Annotated in this window: 8 protein-coding genes; 2 read left to right on the forward strand and 6 right to left on the reverse strand. The window is 32.8% G+C overall.

Going from position 1 to position 10,449, the window contains the following annotated elements; genetic code table 11:
- Positions 1 to 41: 41 nt before the first annotated feature.
- Complete coding sequence (locus CF599_RS11580) at positions 42 to 953, reverse strand: hypothetical protein (RefSeq protein WP_121966180.1); 912 nt, start codon at positions 951 to 953, stop codon at positions 42 to 44.
- Between the two features lie 212 nt (positions 954 to 1,165).
- Positions 1,166 to 2,566 (reverse strand): hypothetical protein, encoded by a 1,401-nt coding sequence (locus tag CF599_RS11585; RefSeq protein WP_121966181.1) that lies wholly within the window; start codon positions 2,564 to 2,566, stop codon positions 1,166 to 1,168.
- A 527-nt stretch (positions 2,567 to 3,093) separates the two neighbouring features.
- Between CF599_RS11585 and CF599_RS11590 the strand changes: the two genes are divergently transcribed.
- Entirely contained in the window at positions 3,094 to 4,725 is a 1,632-nt protein-coding gene (locus CF599_RS11590) for a reverse transcriptase domain-containing protein (protein ID WP_121966182.1), read from the forward strand.
- Positions 4,726 to 4,888: 163 nt separating this feature from the next.
- Here CF599_RS11590 and CF599_RS11595 read toward each other — a convergent pair whose 3' ends face one another.
- Positions 4,889 to 5,458 carry a hypothetical protein gene (locus tag CF599_RS11595; RefSeq protein ID WP_121966183.1) on the reverse strand — a complete coding sequence of 190 codons (570 nt, stop codon included), beginning with the start codon at positions 5,456 to 5,458 and terminating at the stop codon, positions 4,889 to 4,891.
- A 497-nt stretch (positions 5,459 to 5,955) separates the two neighbouring features.
- Complete coding sequence (gene glyA, locus CF599_RS11600; RefSeq protein ID WP_121966184.1) at positions 5,956 to 7,230, reverse strand: serine hydroxymethyltransferase; 1,275 nt, start codon at positions 7,228 to 7,230, stop codon at positions 5,956 to 5,958.
- A 165-nt stretch (positions 7,231 to 7,395) separates the two neighbouring features.
- On the opposite strand from glyA, the gene fahA reads away from it, so the two are divergent.
- Complete coding sequence (fahA, locus tag CF599_RS11605; RefSeq protein WP_121966185.1) at positions 7,396 to 8,679, forward strand: fumarylacetoacetase; 1,284 nt, start codon at positions 7,396 to 7,398, stop codon at positions 8,677 to 8,679.
- Positions 8,680 to 8,734: 55 nt separating this feature from the next.
- On the opposite strand, the gene CF599_RS11610 is transcribed toward fahA, so the two are convergent.
- Both CF599_RS11610 and CF599_RS11615 read right to left on the reverse strand, forming a co-directional pair.
- Entirely contained in the window at positions 8,735 to 9,136 is a 402-nt protein-coding gene (locus CF599_RS11610) for a four helix bundle protein (RefSeq protein ID WP_121966186.1), read from the reverse strand.
- A gap of 380 nt (positions 9,137 to 9,516) precedes the next feature.
- Entirely contained in the window at positions 9,517 to 10,278 is a 762-nt protein-coding gene (locus CF599_RS11615; protein WP_121966187.1) for a hypothetical protein, read from the reverse strand.
- Positions 10,279 to 10,449 lie beyond the last annotated feature (171 nt).

Raw genomic sequence — 10,449 nt, forward strand, 5'->3', positions numbered from 1 at the left:
ATAGAGCTGACTTTTAACGGTCAGCTCTATTGTTTATATGATTACTTCCACATACTCACTGAGTATATCAGGCTTCTCAAATCTTGTTGTACAGTGCGTACACTCGCTTGTAGTTCATTATTCATATCGGACATCAGGTGAATATCATCAGACTTGAAGAAACCTCCCCTACCGAAATACAGTTCTTCCTCCTTCTTATCTACTTCCTCATCAAAAGCAAATAGTAGCCATCTGTTCTTTAAGGTCTGTATCAGAGATAATTTCCCTTCGTTACTAAACGATCTATCATTCATCACCCTCCATAAGGCAGGTGGAAATGCGATATCACCGTTATTCTCCATCCATACGTTTCTCAGCAGACTGCGATATATCCTTAACTCTATCTTCTTGCCTTTTGGGTTTAACAGTAAGAATCCCAATCCTGTACCTACTACCCCTCCTGCTATATTTAGCCCTTTATTAGTATTGTCATTAGTAATTAAGGCAGTGGATAAGGTCACTGCGGCACCTATAGCGATAGACGCCACGGTCAACTGCGTATTATTAGTATTGTTCTTTGAGTCTAACACACGCGCCAACTGATCATATCGCTCCCCATTACAATCCAACTCCGCTGCCAAAGCATCTATCTCTGTCTGGAAAAGCTGTGTACTGATAATGATCTGTTGCTTTGCTTCTATCTTCTCTAGGGGATCTTTACTATTTAGAAAATTAGACAGCTGAGGAACTAATCCAAGATGTGCGGCAAGGTTATAATCGTGTTCAGACAATTTCTCAGCGACTAGTGCGTCTTTAAAACTCCTTTGTTCTACTGTTGTATTATCTTGATAAGCAATATTCGGCGCACAGTAATTCTCTTGTAAGGCAGTTACTCGCGAACTCTTAATGACAGAAGAACACGACACTAAACTTACAAGTACTGCAATAACACAAACTAGCTTAAGTGATTTCATTGTTACTTATTTTAAGGTAAAAATAGTTAAATAAATACTATTATTTACTTATAATAACAACAAAATGTATTAATGACATTTATTTAACCAACATTGAAGTAATTGTTTTTAAAATATGAATATAGTGATAATGTTTATGATTTTCTATTCAAAGAAATTCTATTGAGGTTATGTACTAACGTTGAGGGTACAAAAAAACGAGACTGATTCGTCTAATTTAGTTTATTAATTATTCCATTCTCAAACAAATCTATACCATTATTAATCGCACGTATTTCTGATATCCCATCTAATCTAAAATGTCTAATTTCTCCATTTTTAAGCAAACAATTAGTTTCTAAAAGTATTACTATATTTTTATCCTTAATAAGTCTAGAAGATACTAAAATTCTTTCCCCCTCTTTATCTTTGCTAATAGTTACATTGCTATTTCCAAAAGAATTTATAAAAAATAAATTAGAACTATCTATAAATTCTTTTACTTCATTATTCTCAGCACTAATATTACCTTCAGTCCATCCTAAGTTTTCATATAAAGCTTTTTTCTTTTCATTTTCAATAACAAAGAAAATATCTCTAACTTTAATAACCCTCTTAGTAAATCTATTCATTCTATCATTATACGAGATCTGATAATACTCATTCTCTTTAATAGGGTAACTTGTAATACCATTTAAATAGCGTCTATAAGCATAATCAGGATAACTTGTCCCCCATAAATCACCATCTTTAATCTCATTAATATTTTTATTAATCAAAATAGATTCTTTACTGTTTTTTAGAAGGTTGTAAACTAGGGCTTCATAAAAATAGTGTTTATACACAATATTTTCTATTTGCAATAGAGAATACTTTACTGATAATCCAACTGTTCCTTCTAAACCTAAAGGTGTTTTTAACTCAATTAAATTAAATGAATTACTTTCTATTTGTTCTTTATACTCACTCAACAAATCACTTGTAATTCCTTCTATTTTTAAATCTATCAAATACAAACTTTCTATTCTAAATGATTCCTCAGAAAAAGTTTTACTCTGAGAATTATACCACTTACATTTTAATTCAATTGCAGGCTCTCCAGTATGACTACAAAACTTATCTTTATCATCAATAAATTTACATCCTATAACTGTCATTATGGGAGGTAGGAACTCTAAATGGTTTGTTTCTACCAAATCTCCATTCTCTTTTTCTCTATTTATTTTATGTTTGAATAACTCTAAATCAACTGATTTCAATACAACCTGCTTAAAAATATACTTTTCTTCAATATCTTTTTTTATTTCTTCAACAGTAGTATATTCAGAACCAATATCTTTCAAAAAGAAGCGTCTTTCCTCTGACCTTATATTAGAATTTCTACATTTTATTAATTCTTCTGCATTTACTCTTTTTTGCACATACTTTCCATCTCTCGAATTGTAATAAATACACTCTACAAACTCTCCTGCTTTTCTACCAGTTTTAGTATTGAATTTTTCTCCTTCACCTTTCTTATTTACCACCATTATAGGAGCAGTATAATCAGCATACATTGCTATTTTAATATCTTGATCATTTGCAGTATATGGATGTGTCTTATAAAAAACAACATCTCCTATTTTTAATGCCATATATTCATATTTTTCAGTTAGTAATACACAAATATACTTATATTTGTACAGATTGCGAGTAAAAGTCATATTACTGTTGTGTGGATTAAAGACATTTTGTCTACTTTATAATAAAGAGATTATAGAGGTAAAAGAGTTAATAAATTTAAATTGAACATACAACCTCATTATGCATGTTCGCATAGATTTAGTATACTCATTAATGCGAACATTGCATAATGAGGTACATTTACATCTATTAGAACTATAATTCATTTGAAGGATAAGTATTTCAATTACCACTAATAAGGTATTTAATACCAGAACAGTGTTATCAGTAATCGTCAAGAGTATTCCAACTTTCACTATAATTAGTATCGTATTGAATAGTCTATTAAAGTTTATTGTTTTCATTAGTTTATATATTAGTTTCACAAATTTAATCGTCAGTCCAATGACTCAGTTACTGGGTACTGATCCAACCTTAAGGTGTGTATGTAATATAAATGACGTTATTGTTTACTCGCAGTTATTTTTTTTTGAATACTATGGAAAAACCTATTTGGTTAAAGGAAAAAGGATATCTACATATATCTCCTTCTTTACAACTCGGTAAAGATTACCAGAGAATTGTACAAATAATACAAAACAAGAATTTTGTATCTAAATATGCTTTTTACCCACTGATACATACTAATATTAGTGATAGAAAATACAAAAAAGGAAATAGTACAAAGCACACTTCTGATGAGAGGAGTCATACGCATTATGATATAAAAACTAAAGAACCTATACGAAATGCTAAAGTCCGCCCACTACATTATGCAAGTCACTTTGACTCATTAGTCTATGGTTATTACGCTTATCTACTAAACCAAGAATATATTGCAAAACTCGAGAAAGAACCTTTACTTAATCAAGCAATTACAGCCTATCGAAAAATATTAATCAATAAAGATAGTTCAAGTGGTAAAAGCAATATCCATTTTGCTAAAGAGTGTTTTGACGAGATTAAACAAAGGGCAATTGAGTCAGAAGAAGTAATGGTATTAGCTTTTGACTTAAAAAGCTTCTTTTCAACATTAGATCACAAGTATCTTAAAGAACGATGGGCTTGGTTATTAAATGAACCAAAGCTACCAGACGATCATTATAATGTATTTAAATCTTGTACTAACTTTAGTTATGTACTACTTGATGACTTACGATTAACTAAAACTAAAAAAGGTGGTAGAAAAAAAGGCTTTGATGAATCTAAGCTTGCAGACATACGCAAGAAAAAAGGTTACCGCTCTTTCTTCTATGATAATGAAGATTTTAGAAATCATATTAAAGATGGTAAATTACCCATCTTTAAAAATCACTTTTATCGAGAGCTTAAAAATGGTAAGAAGGTACAAATGGGAATACCTCAAGGTCTTCCTATTAGTGCAACTCTTGCCAATCTTTACTTATATGAATTTGATTTAACAATTATAAACACAATCGTTAAACAACAAGGAGGATTCTATAGACGATACTCTGACGATATTCTTATCATGTGTAAACCAAGTCAAGAAAAGCAAATTGAAGAATCTATCCTTGCCTTAATTAAAAGCTACCACATTCGTATTAGTGAAGAAAAAACAGAGAAATTCCTATTCAAAAATGTAACCTTTAACAAAGATGAAGATACTCGTCTTGAATGCTTTAAAATAAAAAACATTAGTAATTCTATTAAACTTGTACCTTCACACTTAACTTATTTAGGATTTGAGTTTAGAGGATATAATGTCTGTATTAAATCCCCTAATTTATCTAAATATTACAGAAAAATCGTATCTACAATAAAAAGAAGAAGCAAAAGAACTTTAAGGTTATTAGAAGAAGATTCTAATACTAAAACTACATTATACCTTAACCAACTTAAAAAAGTATACAATGTACCTATAAAACGACCTGATACTGAATTACAAGAATTACGTACTTTAAAGCGTAAACGTTATAGGTTGGTAAAACATATAGATGGGTTCTTTCACTTTGAGCATTTTGAAGTAAAAAACAAGAAACAAGCAAATTACTATAGTTATATTTTACGTTGTAGTTCAACCTTTGGCACGAATAGTTTTAAAAAACAAGTACGCAAGAGAAAACATATTGCATATAGTGCTATAAATAAGCATTTCAAATCAAACTTATAGAGAATTATTCTCTCAGATCCCCTAAAAAGCACTAGTTGTTGCTAATAGAAATGTAATCATCGTTTAAAATAATAGCTAAGAATGTACCAGATATACGTACTTAGCTATTACTTATAATTAGCCTGATACATAATCTACATTTTATAAAACAATGCTATCTTACTCACACATCTACAAAATCAACAGACTCAACTTTATACTTACTAGACAAGTGATCTACTAAAAGCTCAAACAGCCCCTTAATCTGCATAAGATAGTCATAATCTACCCCTGCTTCATTAATATAAAGAGCTAGTTCATAATGGCCATCAAATAAGACTTCTTCTTCCCATATCCCTTTATTAGTACTTATAAATAGTCCTTCTATATTTAAATCAATATATAACTTTCTAACAATGGTGTTTAAGATGCTTCCTATATCGCGATTAGAAGAATGCACTACATACCGCTGATCAAATTTCCTATCGTTTGTTTTTATTAATTTACCATTAAATACATTGACTATCTTATTGACAAAACTTGCTCTATCTATCCTCAATTCAATTGGACGAGCATAAGCAAATCTACAGTAGACTCTAGTCACTCCACGATATTCATCAAATACAATACTAAAGCCCTTATAGGTATATATGGCTTTGGCAGAATACCAATAAGCAGCCTCGTTAAAGCGTCCGCCAATTAATGCACTAAATTCTGTCCAATACTCATTATTAGTTATCGTAACTCTATTCATCTATTCTGTTTAGTATTAATAAACAAACTTACAACAAACCTTGTTATTTATTTTGGGCTCTGTACGTGTTTTAAGAATAAGTCTCACAGAGACCGTCCCTTTTCCACTAAATTTAGAGGATAAACTAATTAGAATATAAGGCGCCCATATAAACTTTATTTTAAATACCAAACTGTAGTTCCACTTTTGGCCAATTTTTACCTATTTTAGGCTAAAATGGTCTATTTTGTCCACAAAATAAAAACACAACATGTTGATTATAAGTAAACAAACACTATTAACAGAGGCTTTTGTTCGGAAGGGCTTTGGTAAAGTTCAGTGTTTGTTCGGACGGAGGGGTCTTTTTCCGAACAAGTACAAAAGCCTTCTACAACAGCTTCCGAATAAACACATGACCATACCTCTCTCACGCCAATAACCACAGTACATACGAGAGATTCACATAAAAAAAGGGTACTCATCACGAGTACCCTTTTATAATTATATAGATTGTTGAACTACCAAACGAACATTGGTCTTTCTTCCATCATTTCGTTTACCTCATCAGCTACAGCTTCTAAAGTAGCCTCGTCTGTATGATTCATAATAACTCTATCGATAAGATCTACGATAGTAGCCATATCTGCTTCTACAAGACCTCTAGTAGTAATAGCTGGTGTACCAATACGGATACCAGATGTTACGAATGGAGATTTGTCATCGAAAGGCACCATATTTTTGTTTACAGTGATTTCTGCTTTTACTAACGCTTGTTCAGCATCTTTACCAGAGATATTCTTATTTCTAAGGTCGATAAGCATCATGTGGTTATCCGTACCTCCAGAGATAATGTTATATCCTTTCTTAACGAAAGCTTCAGCCATCGCTTTAGCGTTCTTCTGAACTTGCATCATATATTGGAAGTACTCATCAGTTAATGCTTCACCGAATGCTACAGCTTTAGCAGCGATAATGTGCATTAATGGTCCTCCTTGATTTCCTGGGAATACAGCGCTGTCTAATAAAGCAGACATCATACGCACTTCTCCTTTAGGAGTAGTTAATCCGAATGGATTAGGGAAGTCTTTACCCATCATGATCATACCTCCACGTGGTCCTCTCAATGTCTTGTGAGTAGTCGTAGTGATAATGTGACAATGAGGCACAGGGTCATTCATTAGTCCCTTAGCGATTAATCCTGCTGGGTGTGCGATATCAGCCATTAATAAAGCTCCTACGCTATCAGCAATCTCTCTAAAGCGTTTAAAGTCCATATCACGAGAATATGCAGACGCTCCAGCGATGATTATTTTTGGTTGCTCTTTAGTAGCTACTTCTTGAATCTTGTCATAGTTTAATAATCCTGTTTCTTGATCTACTCCGTAGAATACAGGGTTATATAACTTTCCTGAGAAGTTAACTGGTGATCCGTGAGTTAAGTGTCCACCGTGAGATAAGTCAAATCCTAAGATTTTATCACCAGGTTTAAGACATGCGAAGAATACAGCTGTGTTAGCTTGTGATCCAGAGTGAGGTTGTACGTTTACATACTCAGCACCGAATAAAGCTTTAGCACGGTCTATCGCGATTTGCTCTACTACGTCCACTACTTCACATCCACCGTAGTAACGTTTATTAGGATATCCCTCAGCATATTTGTTAGTCAAACATGAACCTGCTGCTTCCATAGTTTCTTCACTTACGAAGTTTTCAGAAGCAATTAATTCAATACCATGAATTTGTCTATCCTGTTCTTCTATAATCAGGTCGAAAATCTCAGAATCTCTTCTCATTTAGTTTGTGTGTTTCGTTAATTTGCTTCCAAATGTACAAAAAACGTTTGTTATATTCAGTCTTAATTATATATTTGAATATACTATTAACTAAGTACCTACTTTTAATAAAACCCCTATAAATAAGGGATTATTAATCAAGGGACTAAACAACTAAAAACAATTATGATGATAAGTGCGAATGATCCGATGAGGAAAACGTGGTTACCGGTAGAGAAAGATTCTGACTTTCCAATTCAGAATATTCCGTTTGGCGTTTTTATCACCAAAGATGATATTATAACTATAGGAACTCGTATCGGAGATTATGCTATTGACCTGAGTGCCTTACAAATGCTAGGGTATTTTAAAGGTATTGAGCTTACTGATGATGTTTTTTTACAAGACACATTGAATGACTTTATCTCTAATGGTCAAAAGACTTGGAGAGCGGTAAGAAACAGAATCGCAGATATATTTGATCAAGATAATGATGAATTAAAAAATACTACTAAACACAGAGATGTAATTATCTTCAAAATAGAAGATGTAGAAATGCAATTACCTGTGTACATAGGGGATTATACAGACTTCTACTCTAGTAAAGAACACGCTACTAATGTGGGTACGATGTTTAGAGATCCGGCTAATGCTTTATTTCCTAACTGGCTTCATATCCCGATAGGATACCATGGTAGAAGTTCTACTATCGTACCTTCTGGAGTAAATGTGAAACGCCCTGTAGGACAGACCTTACCTAAAGGAGCTACTGTACCTGTATTCGGAGCATCACAACGCGTAGACTTCGAACTAGAGACTGCATTTATCACTACAGACGCTAACCTAATGGGAGATAGCGTTATGGTAGATGATGCAGAACAACATATCTTCGGTATGGTATTATTAAATGACTGGAGTGCTAGAGATGTTCAGACATGGGAATATGTGCCGTTAGGTCCATTCTTATCTAAGAACTTTGCTTCATCTATCTCTCCTTGGATTATCACTTTAGATGCTTTAGAGCCCTTCAGAGTTGCTAATCCAATACAAGACCCTACTCCACTTCCTTATTTACAACAAACAGGAGACAAAGCCTTCGACATCAAGCTTGAAGTATATATCCAACCTGAAAATGGAGAAGACAAGCTAGTCTCTACATCTAACCTTAAATATATGTATTGGACGATGAGCCAGCAGTTAGCACATCATACGGTAAACGGATGTAAAGTTAACTCAGGTGATTTAATGGGATCAGGTACTATCTCTGGACCTACTCCTGATAGCTATGGTTCAATGTTAGAATTAACTTGGGCTGGTACTAAACCGCTTACTTTAGCAGACGGTAGTACTAGAACATTCTTACATGATTACGATACAGTAACGATGAAAGGATATTGTCAAAATGACGAAATAAGAATAGGTTTCGGTGAAGTACGAAGTATGCTTCTTCCCCCAACTATCAAGTTTTAATAAAAAAAGCGTGAAGTACTAGATACTTCACGCTTTTTTATTCTATTTAGGACATTCAATCTATCGCAGATGTAATCATCGCATCACGTTCTTTGCGTCGTTCACGCTTCTCATTCTTTAAGAATTTGATCAATCCTAATAACATATTTCTAAGCATGCTAATAGAGGCATCATAGTCTGCTATATTATTTATATACTTCAAATCATAGGCGATAACAAGCTGTGTTTCTAATTCGGCTAAACTACCAAGTGCTACATAAAGAAACTGTATGTATTCTTTATTTCCTTTTCTAGCGCTACCCTCCGCTATACTTGATGGAATAGAAACTGCACTGCATCTTATTTGGTTTGTCAAACCATACATCTCCTCTTGAGGAAAATCTTTACTAACAGCATAAATGGTAGAAACAAACTCTCTACTGAACTGCCATACCTCTAAATCCTTATGTGTTTTCATCTTTTTAATTTTAGCCGAATCTAGCTATAAATTCAGATTCACATACCTTTATTTAGATTACTAAACGATTAAGATATAGTAAACTCTAGATCATTACACTACCCATAATCAGTCATCACTTTACAGCTAATCATTTACTCTTAAAATGCTATAAAACAACAAACACTGATTAATCTATTGCTCTAATCCAATAGATTAATCAGTGTTATTTTATTACTATCTTAAATCTACAGATAACGGTTAAACCCACATTCCGCATTAGCCAAATACTACAAATGAATTGTACAAAACAGAGTTAATAGAAACTATCTAAAGTAGAATTAATTCAGTAAATGGTAGTTGCAGATTTAAGATACTCTTTTTACTCGAGATCGTGTTGCTTATTTGTTAGATAGACATACTTTACATCCCTCTTTAATTCCCTTGTCATTGATCGATTTTGCCTTATCATCTTTACCTATTAGCGTGTAGTAAGAATATAGTAATCCATATCCTTCTGCATTGCCAAGGTCGATAATCTTATAGCCTAATTTCTCTAATTCCTCATCTGGTTTGATATCTTGTACCTCTTTAGCACTTGAATCAAATAATACAGATATAAGTCCAAGTGACTTATCTCCTAATGAGTACACAAAGATTTGCACACAACCTAAATCCAAATCTAGATCACATAATCTCTGATTTTCTTTCTTCATTGTTTGCATAGAAGACAAGAAGTTTCCCTTCTTCTTTTTAGCGAACATCTTATTTGCTCTAGTATAATTCACTTGATAGTATTGTTCTACTAGATCAGCGCGTTTATCTCCTGCCACAGATGTTTTCTCATATTTAAAACCTCTATCTTTTGTAGCATATGTTGACTTATCGATCTTTTTACTAAGACCTTTCAGTTGATTGTCATTTGTTTTTACAAAGGCAAGTAAATCATCTTCATGCAAAACATAAATAGAGTCATTCTTCTCAAAGAACTCAAACTTATCTTTATTATTAACGATTACTTTTCCTTTTCCATCAAAATTAAAACTTGCGTATTTGTTCTTCTTACCTTGATTTTCAAATGTACCTACCAAATTATTAGATGGCTTCTGTCCAAAAGCAAAAACAGTCTGCAAAGCCAATACTAAAAACACTAATTTCTTCATATAATTTTTCTCCAAACTTAACTAAAATCAATAGCGTCCTAAATAAATTTCGGGCATAAAATATCCTCCCACTTCAGTAGGATACAAGATATATTTCCGTAAAATCTAAAATAGAACCCCTTGTTGGAGTTTTGGTGGCGGTTTTTCCACTTCATTTAATGGATTATTTAG

The organism is Myroides sp. N17-2 (assembly GCF_002286775.1).
GTDB lineage: Bacteria > Bacteroidota > Bacteroidia > Flavobacteriales > Flavobacteriaceae > Flavobacterium.

Excerpts from the sequence above, each read along its gene's own strand:
- CF599_RS11580 (WP_121966180.1), bottom strand. The coding sequence starts at position 953 with ATGAAATCACTTAAGCTAGTTTGTGTTATTGCAGTACTTGTAAGTTTA.
- CF599_RS11585 (WP_121966181.1), bottom strand. The coding sequence starts at position 2,566 with ATGGCATTAAAAATAGGAGATGTTGTTTTTTATAAGACACATCCATAT.
- CF599_RS11590 (WP_121966182.1), top strand. The coding sequence starts at position 3,094 with ATGGAAAAACCTATTTGGTTAAAGGAAAAAGGATATCTACATATATCT.
- CF599_RS11595 (WP_121966183.1), bottom strand. The coding sequence starts at position 5,458 with ATGAATAGAGTTACGATAACTAATAATGAGTATTGGACAGAATTTAGT.
- glyA (WP_121966184.1), bottom strand. The coding sequence starts at position 7,230 with ATGAGAAGAGATTCTGAGATTTTCGACCTGATTATAGAAGAACAGGAT.
- fahA (WP_121966185.1), top strand. The coding sequence starts at position 7,396 with ATGATGATAAGTGCGAATGATCCGATGAGGAAAACGTGGTTACCGGTA.
- CF599_RS11610 (WP_121966186.1), bottom strand. The coding sequence starts at position 9,136 with ATGAAAACACATAAGGATTTAGAGGTATGGCAGTTCAGTAGAGAGTTT.
- CF599_RS11615 (WP_121966187.1), bottom strand. The coding sequence starts at position 10,278 with ATGAAGAAATTAGTGTTTTTAGTATTGGCTTTGCAGACTGTTTTTGCT.